Below are 15,828 nucleotides of genomic sequence, written 5' to 3'. Positions count from 1 at the left end.
AAAGTGGCCGGAATGTCGGAAGCATATTTTCCCCTGGTCCGTCTAAAAAGGGAGGATGAGCCGGACTATAGTTTATCTTCTATTTCCCGATGCAAAAGTTCCTGAAGATATTATCAAGGATATCCTCATTTGAAATCTCGCCGGTGATGGTTCCCAGGTGATACAGCGCCTGGCGGATATCGCTGGCGATGAGGTCGGTGGGGATGTTTTGTTTTAGGGCGTCTTCTACCAGTGTTATGGTGTTGAGGGAGTTGGACAATGCTTCGTAGTGACGGGCGTTGGAGACAATGGTGTTGTCGGTGAGCATGTCTTTATTCACCGATTTGAGGAGGCTGTCGGAGATCAGGTTGATGTTTTCCTTGCGTTTGGCCGACACAAATACTGTTTCCATCTCCACCAGGTCTTTGAAGCCTTTCGGGATTTCGACAAGCTGGTCAATTTTATTACCGATCAGGATCACCCGTTTTGTCGGGTCGTCGATCAGGTGCTGGTGTTCGTCAATCACTTCGCGGATTTGTTCGAGCGAGCAGCTGGCAATATCAAAAACGAAAAGGATGATTCTGGCCTGGCGGATTTTTTCGTGTGTACGCTCAATACCGATGGTTTCTACTTCATCATCGGTATTACGCAATCCGGCAGTATCGATGAACCGAAAGGCTACACCGTCGATTATGATCGTGTCTTCGATTGAATCACGCGTAGTGCCGGGGATTTCGGACACGATGGCTCTTTCTTCCTGCAGGATGGTGTTGAGCAATGTGGATTTCCCCACGTTGGGCTTGCCAATGATGGCCACAGGAATTCCATTTTTCAGGACATTTCCCACTGAAAACGATTGGATCAGACTGGTGATTTCAGTTTTCAGCTTATGAATTAAAGCAAATAACTTTTTCCTGTCTACAAATTCGACATCTTCTTCCGAGAAGTCAAGTTCAAGTTCAATGAGCGAGGCGAAGCCAATGAGTTCTTTACGCAGGTCGCGTATTTTTTTTGAAAAACCGCCCCTCATCTGGTCAATGGCAAGGTCGTGCGAGGTTTTTGAGTTGGATGCAATAAGGTCAGCAACAGCCTCGGCTTGTGAAAGGTCGAACTTCCCGTTGAGGAATGCCCTGAGGGTGAACTCGCCCGGCCTGGCCATCCTTGCGCCACTGTTGATTAGCGTTTCGATAATTTTTTGCTGAATGTAAGGAGAACCATGACACGAAATCTCCACTGCTTCCTCTCCGGTGTAGGAGTGAGGGCTCCTGAAAACACTCACCAGTACTTCATCTATGACCTCCTCCGCTGTTTCAATGGTGCCGAAGTGGATGGTGTGTGATTCGGCTTCCGTGATTTTAAAATGCTTTTTGGCCGGTCTAAATATCTTTTCCGCTATGGTAAGGGATTCACTGCCTGATGTACGAATCACGGCAATAGCAGCCGTTCCAGGCGAAGTAGCAAGTGCGCAAATGGTATCTTTTGTTTCCATGGCTAATGTATTTTCATGTGGATAGATCAGAGCAAAAGTAATGATTTACAATTACAAATCATTTTTCCTACACAAAATTTACGGTCAAACTCCGAAAAATGAATGTTTAAAAAACCTTAATTCCAAACTGACAGATTTTAAATGATGCTACTTTTGCAGAAAATAATAATTAATCAAATTGTTAAAATTCAGGTATTATGAGCGTTTTAGTAGATAAACATTCAAAAGTTATTGTTCAGGGCTTCACCGGGAATGAGGGTACTTTTCATGCAAGCCAGATGATTGCGTACGGAACCAATGTGGTGGGCGGCGTAACACCCGGAAAAGGAGGTCAGACCCATCTCAGCAAACCGGTGTTCAATACGGTGGAAGATGCCGTGAAAGAGGCAGGAGCTGATGTGTCGGTCATCTTCGTACCTCCCGCATTTGCTGCTGACGCCATTATGGAAGCGGCTGATGCAGGAATCAAGGTGATCGTTTGCATTACCGAAGGTATCCCCACCAAAGATATGATCACCGTCAAAGAATACCTGAAGTGTAAAGAGACACGACTCATCGGCCCCAACTGCCCGGGCGTGATTACACCCGGCGAAGCAAAAGTGGGAATTATGCCCGGCTTTATCCACTCGCCCGGAAAAGTAGGGATTGTCTCCCGTTCGGGAACATTAACCTATGAAGCTGTTGACCAACTGACCAAAGTAGGGCTTGGGCAAACTACCGCCATCGGTATAGGCGGCGACCCTATCATCGGCACCACGACCAAAGATGCCATAACCTTACTGATGAACGATCCGAAAACAGAAGGTATCGTGATGATTGGCGAGATTGGCGGAACCATGGAGGCTGAGGCTGCTGAGTATGTCAGAGCACATGGAACCAAGCCCGTGGTTGGTTTTATTGCCGGCGCCACTGCTCCGAAAGGCCGCACCATGGGGCATGCAGGTGCAATTATTGGTGGTAAAGACGATACAGCAGAAGCCAAAAAGAAAATCATGCGTGAGTGTGGAATTCATGTCGTGGATTCACCTGCGGATATTGGAAGAAAGATGGCAGAGCTGCTTGGTAAGAAGAAATCTTAGCTGTAAGGCGAATAAAGCAAGTAAAATAAAATAACCACGGGGTGACTCAAACCGATGTAAAATCGTAAAAGTCACCCCGTGGTTTTTTTTCCTCAATCCGGAATTAATTCTTTCGACAATCCCTTTGATGGAGGGATAAAATTGTGATTTACTTTTTATAGTACTTCATCGCTTCAGGCATCATTTTTTGAATCTGTGCAATCCGGTTTTGGTCGGATGGGTGAGTACTAAGGTATTCCGGCGGTTTGGCGCCACCCATCGACGACATCCTTTCCCAGAATTCGACGGCAGCATTAGGATTATAACCAGCCATGGCCATAAACATCAATCCCAGGTAATCAGCTTCATACTCATGCGTACGTGAAAAAGGGAGACTAATTCCCACTTGCGAACCGATGCCAAAAGCGGCCATAAAAAGTTGCTGGGTTTCAGCCGGTTTTTCGGCAAGCGCCACAGAAAGTGCAAGACCTCCGGTTTGGATCAGCAAGCCCTGGCTCATGCGCTCGTTCCCATGTCGTGCCACGACGTGTGCAATCTCATGTCCAATAACCACAGCAAGACCTTCGGGGGTTTTTGTATAAGGCAAAATGCCGGTATAGACCACCATTTTTCCTCCTGGCATAGCCCATGCATTCGGGGTATCATCATTAATCAGGTTGATTTCCCACCGAAAATCGGCAATCCGGCTCTCCAGCCCATTTTGAATTAAATACTGCTCGGCTGCACCGGTGATTTTACCTGTGATATCCTTGACCATCCTGGTTTGTGCATTGTCAGCAGAAACTTTATTCTGACTCATAAAATCCGTGTAGGCAGTCATACCCATTGCGGTTAACTCCGACTCGGGCAACATACTGAGTTGCCTGCGCCCGGTCAATGGCACTGTGGAGCAAGCATACATCAATACAGCCATCAACAGTGCAAGAGAAAAAGATTTTAAATTGACTTTCATATTCTTTATGCCTAATTTTTTACAAAAATAGAGAAATAAACTCAATAAGAACATTTAAGTTTCAGATGTTTTAGCTAAATTTGCCGGTTGTACTAAAATCGAATTCAATCATTAAAACTGACTAGCTATGAAAAAAAATTTACTCATTGCAACAATCCCGGTGATTGCCATATTGATGGGATTTTCGCGGCTGTCTGCCCAGCATGAAAATCATTCAAAAGACTGGAGCATTGTGGCCACCTACAACCTAACCGGCAAGGTATCAGGTTTGGCTTGGGATGGGCAGTACATTTATTACGGCATTTACGGAGTCAATGGCGACAAGGTTTATCGTTTTGACCCTGCAACCGGCCAGGCTAACTTACTATTTTCCAATCCCCTCATCGGAGATTCCTATGGTATGACTTATGATGGCGAGTTCTTATGGATCATAGATCAGCCTTCGGGAAGCAGCAACCCGGCCCTGGCGAAAAAACTGGGATGGGATGGAACCATACTAACAACCATCACCTTGCCCGATCATTATATGTCAGGAATTGCTTATGATGATGGAGATTTCTGGGTGTGCACTTATTATCCCGACCCGGGTAAAGTGTATAAGGTGACCGACCAGGGAACGGTACTGTCTCAGTTTGTCCCTCCGAGCAACCAGCCATGGGACGCCTGTTTACAGGATGAATTCCTGTGGATTGCAGATTATAATGCTTACACTTTATGCAAGGTCGACACTACCAGCGGCCAGGTCATCGAATGTCATGATGCTGAGAATCAGCGACCGGCAGGGATTGTTTATGACGGGCAATACCTTTGGTATGCTGACGGCCCTACCGGAGGTCCGAGCGTATTATACAAAGTTGATCTTGGAGGTTCAGGAACCCCCCAGATCAATGTCCCGATTACAAGCTGGGATTATGGAAATGTGGCCGTTGGCGATTCTTCGGTGTGGGATATGAATGTTGGAAACACCGGAACAGCGCCGCTTGTGATCGAAAGTCTCCAGATTCCGAATGCAGTGCCAATTTTCAGTTGGGAAACGTTCCCCATTACACTCGAGCCTGGTGAATCAACCGGTATTGAGATGATATTCAGACCTACAGAACCTGGCTCGCTGAATACAAGTTTTCAGGTTTTATCCACTGATCCCATAACTCCACAGGTAAATATCACACTAACCGGAGAAGCAGTACTTGTTGGGCCGGCAATTGAAATACCCATAACGAGCCATAATTACGGTGCAGTAAGGAAAAATGCACAAAAACGATGGTTCCTCGAAGTAAAAAATATCGGAAACGCCATGTTGAATATTGAATCGATGATAAGCAGCGAGCCCGCCTTTTTTGTTGATCCAAACCTTACTTTCCCGGTGATGATTTCCCCTCTGGAAACCGTTCAACTCGGCATTTGGTTCAGTCCTCCGGGGGCGACCAATTATGCCGGTACATTGACGATTGCTAATAATGACCCACAAAATCCCTCAGCAATCATTAATCTCTCAGGCAGCGGACTTGACCAATCTTATCCACTTGGAGAGCCGTTATGGAATTTTACCATTACAGGGAATTATGACAACAGTCCGAAAGCCATTAAATCCATCCGCGACATTTCGGGTGACGGCGTGGATGATGTGATTGTTTGTTCGGAGGATAATATGGTCAGATGTTTCAACGGAAATTCTCATGGAACTGCCGACATTTTCTGGGAATTTGAAATTTATTCCGGCAATATTTACCAACAACAGGGGCTCGTCATTCATGACGATATTAATGGAGACGGATACCAGGATGTGGTGGTTGGGACGACCGGGGGCGACCGTTCAATCACGGCCATTTGCGGAAAAACCGGCCAGCAGATTTGGAAATTTGCTACCGGAAGCATGTGGGGTACCGGGGGTTGGGTTTACCAGGTAGATGCAGCGATGGACTATAATGCTGACGGGATTGCTGACGTTCTCGGAGCCGCCGGTAACGACGGCACCGGAACCGGTCCCCGCCGCGCATTTTGTGTTAACGGCGCTACAGGCGCTTATATGTGGGATAATTTCTTCGAAGGGCCGGGCTTTGCAGTGATGAGCATTCCTGACGTGAATGGCGACGGTATCCCCGATGCCATTGGCGGGGCCTCCAATGCCAGCGAAACACAGGGGAAAGTAGTGGGCATCAACGGCGCCAATGGCGCAACACTCTGGTCCCAGTCTACTGCAGGATCATCGGTTTGGGGTCTTGCACTGATCGATGATATCAATAACGACGGCATTCAGGATGCAGCAGCCGGAAGTTTTAACGGAAATTATTACGGGTACAACCCGGTGAACGGCGGAATTCTATTTTCCGGAAGTATTGGTGGCTCACCCATCATTACGCGTCTTTTCAGGATTGAAGATGTGGATGCCGACGGTTATGCTGACCTTTTGTTTGGCAGCAGCAGCAGCAACTGCGTTATTGTGAGCGGATTTGACGGATTGAATATCTGGCTCAAACCGCTCGTTGACAAATCGTGGAATGTGGCAGTAATCGAGGACATCAGCGGAGACGGCATCAACGATGTGGTTGCAGGGACGTTGTTCAGCAATAATTATGTTTACTTCCTCGACGGGATTACTGGTAACGAAATGAAATCATTCAACTATGGTGAAGCCATTGATGCCATAACTACAATTCCGGACATCAATGATGACCACTCGATGGAAGCAGTCGTTGGAGGACGGAACGGTAAGTTGTTTTGTTATTCCGGTGGCGTGGATGCCTTCACTTCTGTCCAAAACCCTTCTGCAAACTCCAATTTTGCCATCTTTTCAGCCAATCCAAACCCATTCAGTGATTTTGTAACCATCAGTATCGATCTCCCTGAAAAAGTGAATTTCGATGTCAGCATCATGAGTGCCGGAGGGCTTCTTATCAGGGATATGGGAAGCTATCAGACCGATGGTCACAACACAGAAATACATTGGGATGGGGAAAACTCCATTGGCAGCATGGTAAATCCTGGTCTTTATTTCGCAGTAATCTCTATTGGAAAATACCACAAGGCCATCAAACTCATCAAACAATAACATTGTTATCTTTGCCGCAGTTTTTAAGCAATGCTCATTGTATGAATATCGTCGTAACAGGCGCAAGCCGGGGGATTGGTTTTGCTGTGGTTAAAAGATTAGCCCAATCTGGCAATCACAAAATAGTTGGACTGGCCCGGGATGGCAAAAAACTTGATCAACTCAAACTGGAATGCTTGTCGTTGAATCCCGATGCAGAGATTTTCCCTGTTACATTCGATCTCAGCACAACCGATTTTGAAAAGGGACTTTCACAAATTTTACAAAGCTTTAGCAGTGTAGATATTCTGATCAACAACGCGGGATGGCTGGTGAACAAACCTTTTATTGAAATGACCGATGAGGATTTTGACAACACTTTTAATGTGAATGTCAAATCGGTTTTTAAAATTTCGCAGCTGCTCCTCCCCTATTTCAATAAGCCGGCTCATATTGTAAACATCAGCAGCATGGGTGGAGTACAGGGAAGTTCTAAATTTCCCGGTTTGTCGCTTTACAGCGCAGCCAAAGGAGCTGTTGCCGTGCTCACCGAAGCGATGGCTGAGGAATTGAAAAAAAGCGAAATCCGGGTCAATTGTTTAGCTTTTGGCGCCGTGCAAACGGAGATGCTCCAGGCTGCTTTTCCCGGCTATACAGCTCCTCTGCAGCCTGATGAGATGGCAAGGTTTGTAGCCGATTTTGCACTGACCGGACACCAGTTTTTCAACGGAAAAATATTACCTGTTTCCTTGTCAACACCCTGATAATTATAATTTCACATGACTAAAACAAAAAGCAATCAGGACAAAAACAAATGAATTCATAACCATCAATGTTCAAAACAACCGAGACATCAGAAAGCATAGATTCCAATATTGATGAATTACAGACTGAAAACATCAACCTCATTACACATAGCGGATTCATTACCGAAATTGACCATGATGTGATCAGGGTGGCTATCATTGCCGAATCTGCCTGTTCATCCTGTCATGCCAAAGGTTTTTGCTCTGTAGCCGATCAAAAGGAAAAAGTAATTGAAGCACGCAACCGCAAACCAACCAACCTTAAGGTTGGAGACCAGGTGCAGGTTACAATGAAAAAATCATTGGGTTTGCGGGCTGTTTTGTACGGGTATTTTTTACCATTTATCATGATGATTATCACTTTACTCACATCTTATGAACTTACAGGTAAACAAGGGATTGCGGGTATTTTTGCCTTGATGGTCCTCGTGCCTTACTACTTTGTTTTATATCTGTTAAAAGATAAACTCAAATCCCAGTTTGAATTTGAAGTAAAGTCTTAAACAAATTAATTTTTAGCTTGTTATTTAAGCTCAACTTATTTTTAAAAAATATTCAACTATTAATCTTTAATTAATTCACAATCAACTGCCCATGAGAAATTTACTTCTGCTGATCGCACTCGCAATCACTCTTTCCCTTCCACTTACTGCCCAGGAAGTACACTCACCCAAAATCGTCCGTAAAGCAGCCTATGCTGATAAAACACCACCCCTCAGAGACATGAAAATCATCGTCCCCGGTGAGCGAAAACGCGCCTGGAAAGACGGTGTTATCGGGAATAAATCGGTTAAAATGATCCCTGAACCGCCCGAAAATGCGGCAACCGCTATGTATAACGATCTGCAGGAATCAATGGGACCAATGAGTTCACGTGGACCCATCGTGAGCATACCCGGCATTGGAAACGTTAATGGTGTTTACCCTCCCGATACTGATGGCGCCGTTGGTCCAAATCATTATTTCCAGATGATCAACCTTTCATTCGCCATCTGGGATAAACAGGGGACAAAGCTATACGGACCGGTTGACAACAGTACCTTGTGGGAAGGGTTTATCGGGCCCTGGACAGGCTCGAATGATGGCGACCCCATCGTACTTTATGATGTAAATGCCGACAGGTTTGTCGCATCACAGTTTGCCGTCGAGCGTCCTAATGGAAAATCTTACCAAGTCGTCGCTGTTTCAGCCACTGGCGACCCGCTTGGCGAGTATTACCGCTACGCCTTTGAATTCGATGATTTTAACGATTACCCAAAAATGAGCACCTGGCACGATGGGTACTATTGCTCGTTTAACTTTTTCGGAGATGGGTTTATCGGTGGCGGAGTAGCTGCATTTGAACGTGATAAAATGCTGGTTGGTGATCCCGACGCCCGGATGATTTTCTTTGGTTATTTTGAAGATAAATACAGCCTGCTGCCAAGCGATGTGGACGGCCAGATGCCTCCTTCAGATGCGCCGAACTACATTGCTACCATGAATGCATTCAGCAGCAGACAATTTGAGATTTATGAATTTAAAGCCGACTGGGATAATCCTGAAAATTCCACCTATCAATTGGGTGTTTCAATTAATCCCGGCTTTTTTAATCCAAGTATTGACGGAATACCTCAACCTGGAACAAGCGGCACTTTGGACGCACTGAGTCAGATGTTGATGTACAGATTACCATATCGGAACTTTGGAACCTACGAGTCAATGGTGGCCAACCATACGGTGAATGTAAGCGGTCGTGCCGGTATCAGGTGGTATGAGTTTCGCAAGCAGCCGGGTGGAGCGTGGAGTATTTATCAGCAGGGTGTATATGCCCCTAATGATGGCCTGCACCGCTGGATGGGCAGTATCGCAATGAATGCCGCCGGAACCATTGCGCTTGGTTACTCAGTTTCGGGAAGCAGCGATGTTTATCCCTCAATCCGATACACCGGAAGACCAGCTGATGCTCCACTTGGACAGATGACCTATGATGAAGTGGAGGCTACCACGGGGTTTGGCACACAAACCCAATTTAGCAGATGGGGAGATTATTCCTGTATGAATGTTGATCCGGTGTACGACTCAGTTTTTTGGTTTACCCAGGAATACATGAATTTTAGCTGGAAGACGAGAATTGTTGCGTTTGATTTCGGACCTGTGCAACTTCCCGAAGTTTACGCCGGACCTGATGGTTACGTGTGTCAGGATACATTTTATTACGTAAATGGATCGGCGCAATATGCCCAATCATGGCAATGGACTACCTCAGGTGATGGTTTCTTTATCACCCCCAACAATTTGTATTCTCCTTATCTGAGGGGCAGCCAGGATCTGGCCAACGGACATGTTTATCTGAAACTCACTGCGCAGGGTTATGGTCAGGGGCTTTTTGTCTCCGACAGTCTTTTACTCAACATAACCTACCGTCCTACAGTTCACGCCGGAAATGACACCACTATCCATACAAGCGCCGTTTATCTTACAAATCCGCAGGTTGTTAACTATTCTGCTGTTTACTGGACCACCAGTGGCGATGGCGTTTTTGGTAATCCCACTGATCTCCAGACAATTTATACTCCTGGTACAGGAGACATTACTGCAGGAATGGTAAAGCTGACACTTGATGCTGCTCCGTTGTCGCCATGCTCATTTGGCAAAACCGATGATATGATGCTTTTTCTGGATGCTTCGGTTAGTATAGGTGAACCTGTGGTAAAACCTATGATGATGATTACCCCCAACCCGACCGAAGGGGCCTTCGACATCCTGCTGAATGGGTTTAAAAAGGACGGAGAGATTCAGGTTTACAACATGGATGGAGCCGTGATTTTTACTGAAAAAATTGATTTGGGACGAATGAGCACGAATCCAACCCGTAGTTTTGATTTCAGGTACATGCCCAAAGGTATTTATTTGGTGAAAATCAATTCTGGAAGCCAAACCCAAAGTGAAAAAGTGATCATACAGTAAATACAGGAGCGAAAATCCCATCAGGAGGTTGTCTCAAAAGTCTGGATTGGACAAGAAACGTTGAAAATCCATTTGTAAGACTTTCGAGACAGCCTCTTGTTCATTTAACATTATCCTTGCAAAAAATTTGTCGGAATGATTTACAATGTTTCAAAAATTGCTGCATTGGATTTCGATCGCTTGATGACGCCAATAGAAGAATTGCACCATTGCCGGATTTGTCCACGAAACTGTGGTGCTGACAGGTTTAGCCAGAAGTTGGGATATTGCAGAAGCGATGCATCATTCTATATTTCATCCATTTGCGTTCACCGTGGGGAGGAACCTCCGATCAGCGGTGTAAATGGGATTTGTAATATTTTTTTTGGCCATTGTAACCTTCAATGCATGTATTGCCAGAATCATCAGATCAGCATGAACCACCAACCCGAAAATGCTCAAAAAATGACGTTGGAGGAGGTTTTGCAGGAAATTCTGAAGTGTTTGAACGCGGGATGCAAGGGGGTGGGGTTTGTTTCCCCCGGCCATTTCGTCCCACAGGTGAAAATTATCATCAACGCATTGAGGATGATGAATATAAATCCTATTTTCGTTTACAACACCAATGGCTACGACAAGGTGGAGACGCTCCGTAGTCTTGAATCCTGTATTGATGTCTATCTGCCTGATTACAAATATTTTGATCCGGAGTTGTCCCGAAAGTATTCAGATGCAGCCAATTATCCGGAAATCGTTAAAGCTGCATTGAAAGAAATGTACCGCCAGAAAGGTTCAACCCTTCTCCTCGACGACGACGGCCTTGCCGTGCGTGGAATATTGATCCGTCATCTGGTGCTGCCAGGTCATGTGGACAACAGCATCGGTGTACTCCGAAACATTGCCGAAGAAATATCAACTTCTCTTAGCATCTCCCTGATGTCGCAGTACCACCCGACAAAACATGTCAGAAATATCACTCCCATCAACCGAACGCTTTACAATGATGAATACAGGAAGGTGGTGGACGAATTTTACAATCTCGGACTGCATAGGGGATGGATTCAGGGTCTCGAGAGCAATGAAAACTACCGTCCAGATTTTGATCAGGAGCACCCGTTTGAATCGTAAAGGCGGATGTTTTTAAGGAAAACATTTCTATTTATCGACATGGGTTAACAAAAACCGCAGATTACCCGGCAAAAATAAGCGTGGTGGATAAATTTTGACTGCTCACAGTTGCATTGTATTCAAATCATCTTACCTTTGCCCATGTTAAACCAAAAAAATGTTGACATGAGAAAAATTTTACTCGTATTGCTTTTACTGCCAGTGCTTCTTTCGGCACAATCACCAACCAGGTCAATCGCTGTTGCAGGAAGTCTGTTGACCGTGGAAGAACCAATTTCCAGACCGGGGCAAGCCGGCTATGAGTTTCAGGAAATGATCCATCATGGTCATTATGATATGGAACGGGTTCTGGACTTTGATTCGCTGAATATGGCTTTCCTGGGAAATTGGCCGATGGGATTAAGTTATTCACTTCATTACTCCGGGATGGAAAATATCTTTCTTGTGGGTTCGGGAGGTGGGGTAATCGTGGTAGATCTTTCAGACCCATATAATCCTGAGCAAATTTCGGTCGTTAAAAGCAGATCACTGGTAGATGCAATTGATTATGATCCGGAAACGAAAAGGCTTTATCTTGGTGCTTATTTTTCCGGAGCTGAAATCTGGGATATGACCGAAATCACTGCCCCTGTCAGGTTAGCCCGCATCCCTACCGAAAGCTACCCGCGAGGAGGAATTTTTGCTGATGGTAATTTACTATACGTGATGTCGGTGGCCGACGGGATTTACATTTACGATATCTCAGACCTGAATAATATTCCAAAGATTGGCCATTACCCGATTCCATCGTCTACATTGATCTGGAACTCAGCCAAAGACGGCGACCTGATGTTTTGCGCTGCCAACAACAGTTGCCGGATCGTGGATGTGTCAGATCCCTACAACCCTCAAATGGTGGGTGCTGTAGCAGGGCTTACATCCGGAGTTGCTGCTGCCGGCGGCAAATTGTACCAGGTCTCCTATAACTTTGGGCTAAAAATCTGGAATGTCAGCAATCCGTCTTCACCGCAGCTTCTTGGGCAGTTACCCTTGACCGGGTCTCCGGTAAGGGTGGATATAAAAGGAAATCACGCTTTCATTTCAAGTAACACCACAAATCCGGGAGGTGGCGTGCGAATTATTGATGTTTCTGACCCGACAAACCCACAGGAAATTTCAACCTATACCGATTACGCCGAATATATTGCTGTTGGCGATAATGTGGTTGCTTACACCGGTGGAAGCGTTTGTTCCTATTTGGATATCAGCAACCTTAGCGATCCTCAAATGACAGCCATCATGAAACTACCTACATGGACCAACAATGTGTGCGTGAATGGTAATCTGGCTTTTACAGGCAGCAATGGTTTCAGGGTGTTCGACATTACCGACAAATCAAACCCGGTTCAGACCGGTTACCATGAAACCGCCGGAGATCTTGTCGCAGTCTCGGGCGATCTGGCTGTTTATATTCCCAAAAGTATGACTGCTGCAAATCCTGTGAATATTATGGATATTTCCGACCCCGCAAATCCATTTAAAAGAGGACATTATACTGCTCCGGTAATGACCTATGACATTGTACTGAAAGACCACTATGCTTTTATCGCATGCTGGTGGGATGGTTTCAGGGTTGTTGATTTTTCAAATCCCGACGCCCCGACACTTGCAGCCCACACCTTTGGATGGGTCAACGGCGCTGAGCCCGGCGTTGAATATTGCTTTGTTCAGGCGCTCGACATTGAGGGTGATTATTTGTACCTGATCGATTATCAGCCATTCGAAGATCAGGACACCAAAGGGCTTTACATTTTCGACATTTCCAATCCTGAAAATCCGGTTTTTGTCCATCGTTTCGCCACACTTAACGCCAAGGGAAAGGATTTAAGCATTCAGGGAAATTTTGCTTACATTGCAGATGATCTTGGCGGGATGGAAGTCATTGACATCACTGATAAAAATAATCCCTCCATTGCAGGATATGTTTACACACCGGATGCCGCCACAGCAATCGACGTGGATGGTAATTATGCTTATGTGGCAAATTATATCCTCGGAGGGGTTCAATTGGTTGACATCTCATTTCCGGCCAACCCTTTTGTTGCAGGATATTACAAGCCATCCGGGGTATTTGCACTCGGGGTGACCATCCACGGCTCAAACGCCTACATTGCCGATGGTATCGCCGGTTTTCAGATTTATGATAACCTGATCATTACAGACATTAACGAAGCCGAAAAAATACCAGCACCATTGATCAGGGTTTTTCCAAATCCGGCATCAACTAAGGCAGAAATCGTTTTTAACGTCGATAAAACCACTTTTTGTGAAGCCTCCATTTTAGACATTCATGGAAAAACTGTCTGCACACTTTACAAAGGATCGGTTACAGCAGGGAATAAAAAATTTGAATGGGATGGGCAAAGTTCTTCCGGATCTTATTTACCAAACGGTCTTTACCTGGTCAATATCCAATTGGATGATGTCATCCATAATTCAAGGCTCATTTTAATCCGGTAAAAGCCGAACCTTTTTAAATGTTGTTTCGTATTGAATTTTTTGAAACATAGAACCGAAAACTGAAATGTATTTACCTTTAGCTTGTTTTTCGACAGGGATAACAAGATAACTTCTAATTTTGAGCATTATGAGAAACCATTTAAAAGCTATTGCAATGAAAAAATTATTCGCCATCTTTCTTGCCCTGATTTTAGCAACACCCCTTCTTGCTGACATCCCCAGGTTTGTTCAGGCCCAACTCTTTTATTCCAAGTTTTACTCTCCGGAAGTTGGCCCATACATCGAAACTTATCTTTCGGTGGTAGGAAGCAGCATTGAATGGGTAAAGGATAATGATGGAAAATTCCAGGGAAAAATTGAGGTAACGATGATTTTTAAGGATCAGGACAAAATCGTTACGTTTGACAAATATGAGCTGTTAAGCCCAAAGATCGCTGACACAGCAGATCGCTATTTCAATTTTTTAGACCAGCAGCGATTTGCTTTGCCAAATGGAGTTTATGATTTTGAGATCAAAATTCAGGATATGAATACCAGTTCACCGCCTTTCAGCGCCATTCAGTCCATTGATCTTAATTTTACAGCAGACGAAATTTCGATTTCCGGCATTCAACTCATCGAATCATTTAATAAAACAAGTGAGCCAAACATTCTGTCCAAAAGCGGTTATGACCTGGTGCCATATGTTTACAACTTCATTCCACAGGATGTTAACATACTCAGTTTTTACTCAGAAGTTTACAATAGTGATAAAATAATTGGTCAAGACGAGAAATTCCTGCTAAGTTATTTTATCGAGTCATATGAGACAAAGCGCCGGATGGAAAAGTTTGTGAGCTTTAAGCGCGAAAATACCAATCCGGTCATCGTGCTTTTTGCCAACTACAACATTGCTGAGTTGCCATCCGGCAATTATAATCTGGTGGTTGAGGTGCGTAACAAAGACAATGCGCTACTTACGAGCAATAAACTTTTTTTCCAGCGGAGTAATCCGAACCTGAAAGTGGATTATACTCATTTCGCGGGGCTTACTGTCGAAAACTCATTTGTCGCCCAAATTACAAGCCGGGATACGCTGATGGAGTATATCAATTACCTCTACCCGATTTCGACAGATATGGAAAGCAAGTTTGTAAAACACCAGATTAAGGAATCTAATGCCGACCTTGCCATGATGCAACGCTTTTTCCTCAATTTCTGGCTAGAGCGTGACGAGTTGAACCCTGAAAATGCATGGACGCATTACCTTGGTGCAGTGCAACTGGTGAACGAGCAATTTGGCGCACCGGGTACCAAAGGAAAAAAAGGTTATCAGACTGATATGGGCTACGTTTTCCTGAAATATGGACCACCAAATACAATCACCGACCGACCTTTTGATGCAAGTACATCAGGTATGACCATCAATTCAGGCGGTTCAGAGGGAAATGATGCAGGCAGTGTTCCTTACCAAATCTGGCATTATTATGCCTTGAACAACCTTCGTGATCGTAAATTTGTGTTTGCCAATACGAATCTGGCACTTTTCGACTATAAGCTGATCCACTCCAACATGCCCGGTGAAATTCAAAACGAAAACTGGCAGGCTGAACTTCACTACCGCTTTAAATTTGACAGTACAATGCCCGAAACCGACAAATACAAAGGGAAATCTGGGGACTATTACAACAATCCGAGGTAATAGAATTAATTACGGTTTTTTTTTAAATGTTGGTTTGAGATGGAACAATGAAGTATTCAGGGATGTTTATTGCTACGGCTGTGAATCGCTAATACACGTTAACTAAATGATACTTTTGGGTCGGGCTTATTGTTGCAGCAAATGATTTGAAACAAAATGCTGAAATCTCCGGCCAACCCGACAATGTAGCATGTCCGGCATGGCAGCACATGGGCAACAACCCGATAACCTCCCATCCTTCTACAAAACCAATTTTCCT

The 15,828-nt window shown here is 44.8% G+C and carries 10 protein-coding genes; 8 read left to right on the top strand and 2 right to left on the bottom strand.

Annotated features, from left to right (window positions below):
* Nucleotides 1–79: 79 nt before the first annotated feature.
* Nucleotides 80–1,468 (bottom strand): tRNA uridine-5-carboxymethylaminomethyl(34) synthesis GTPase MnmE, encoded by a 1,389-nt coding sequence (gene mnmE / locus IH598_03975; GenBank protein MBE0637658.1) that lies wholly within the window; start codon nucleotides 1,466–1,468, stop codon nucleotides 80–82.
* Between the two features lie 197 nt (nucleotides 1,469–1,665).
* Between mnmE and sucD the strand changes: the two genes are divergently transcribed.
* Entirely contained in the window at nucleotides 1,666–2,547 is an 882-nt protein-coding gene (gene sucD, locus IH598_03970; GenBank protein MBE0637657.1) for a succinate--CoA ligase subunit alpha, read from the top strand.
* 148 nt (nucleotides 2,548–2,695) lie between these two features.
* On the opposite strand, the gene IH598_03965 is transcribed toward sucD, so the two are convergent.
* On the bottom strand, nucleotides 2,696–3,499 hold the full coding sequence (locus IH598_03965) for a M48 family metallopeptidase (GenBank protein ID MBE0637656.1): 804 nt from the start codon (nucleotides 3,497–3,499) through the stop codon (nucleotides 2,696–2,698).
* 127 nt (nucleotides 3,500–3,626) lie between these two features.
* Between IH598_03965 and IH598_03960 the strand changes: the two genes are divergently transcribed.
* The 7 genes from IH598_03960 to IH598_03930 all read left to right on the top strand — a co-directional run bounded on the left by IH598_03960 (nucleotide 3,627) and on the right by IH598_03930 (nucleotide 15,569).
* Nucleotides 3,627–6,548: a choice-of-anchor D domain-containing protein gene (locus IH598_03960; GenBank protein MBE0637655.1), complete on the top strand. Its 2,922-nt coding sequence runs from the start codon at nucleotides 3,627–3,629 to the stop codon at nucleotides 6,546–6,548.
* Nucleotides 6,549–6,589: 41 nt separating this feature from the next.
* A complete protein-coding gene (locus tag IH598_03955) occupies nucleotides 6,590–7,291 on the top strand; it encodes an SDR family oxidoreductase (protein MBE0637654.1) in 702 nt (233 codons plus the stop codon).
* Nucleotides 7,292–7,359: 68 nt separating this feature from the next.
* Complete coding sequence (locus tag IH598_03950; GenBank protein ID MBE0637653.1) at nucleotides 7,360–7,836, top strand: SoxR reducing system RseC family protein; 477 nt, start codon at nucleotides 7,360–7,362, stop codon at nucleotides 7,834–7,836.
* Nucleotides 7,837–7,927: 91 nt separating this feature from the next.
* Nucleotides 7,928–10,282, top strand: a complete 2,355-nt coding sequence (locus IH598_03945; GenBank protein MBE0637652.1) for a T9SS type A sorting domain-containing protein — start codon at nucleotides 7,928–7,930, stop codon at nucleotides 10,280–10,282.
* A 183-nt stretch (nucleotides 10,283–10,465) separates the two neighbouring features.
* Nucleotides 10,466–11,389: a radical SAM protein gene (locus IH598_03940; GenBank protein MBE0637651.1), complete on the top strand. Its 924-nt coding sequence runs from the start codon at nucleotides 10,466–10,468 to the stop codon at nucleotides 11,387–11,389.
* Nucleotides 11,390–11,554: 165 nt separating this feature from the next.
* Nucleotides 11,555–13,888 (top strand): T9SS type A sorting domain-containing protein, encoded by a 2,334-nt coding sequence (locus IH598_03935; protein MBE0637650.1) that lies wholly within the window; start codon nucleotides 11,555–11,557, stop codon nucleotides 13,886–13,888.
* Nucleotides 13,889–14,042: 154 nt separating this feature from the next.
* Entirely contained in the window at nucleotides 14,043–15,569 is a 1,527-nt protein-coding gene (locus tag IH598_03930; protein MBE0637649.1) for a GWxTD domain-containing protein, read from the top strand.
* Nucleotides 15,570–15,828: the final 259 nt, after the last annotated feature.

The sequence above is a fragment of the Bacteroidales bacterium genome (genome assembly GCA_014860585.1).
GTDB lineage: Bacteria > Bacteroidota > Bacteroidia > Bacteroidales > 4484-276 > RZYY01.
Note: the sequence above shows the minus strand (reverse complement) of the source record. Positions and strands in the feature narration are given on the sequence as shown.